The 396-nt window shown below is 76.5% G+C and carries 1 protein-coding gene; it reads right to left on the bottom strand.

What is annotated here, in order from left to right; genetic code table 11:
• Positions 1-396: TolC family protein (locus tag GTP77_RS29910; protein WP_161075761.1), on the bottom strand; the 396-nt coding region annotated here is incomplete at both ends.

Here is a 396-nt window from a genome sequence, read left to right as displayed (position 1 = left end):
GGCCGCCAGCGCGGCCGGCGCCAGGCCGCACAGCAGCGCCAGGCCGTGGCCCAGCTGCGCCACGCTGGCGTCGAAAGCGGCGACCTGGGCCGCCGCCTGCGCGCTGGCGCTCACCGCCTGCTGCTCTTCTAGCGAGGTCAGCAAACCGGCCTGCACGCGCCAGCCGGTGAGCCGGCGCGTGCTGTCCTGGCTGTCCAGATTGGCCTGTGCAATGGCGCGGCGCGCCTGGGCGCCGCGCAATTCGATATAGTTGCGCACCACCTCGGCCGCCACGGCCAGGCGCGCGGCGTCCATCGACGCCACGCTGGCCTCGAACTGGGCCTGGCCCGCCGCCAGCGCGTGGCGCGCGCCGCCGGACACGTCGGGCTGCCAGCCGGCGGTCACGCCGGCATCGGC

It is taken from the genome of Pseudoduganella aquatica, assembly GCF_009857595.1.
GTDB classification, from domain to species: domain Bacteria; phylum Pseudomonadota; class Gammaproteobacteria; order Burkholderiales; family Burkholderiaceae_D; genus Rugamonas; species Rugamonas aquatica_A.
This window is presented reverse-complemented; position numbering and strand designations above follow the sequence as displayed.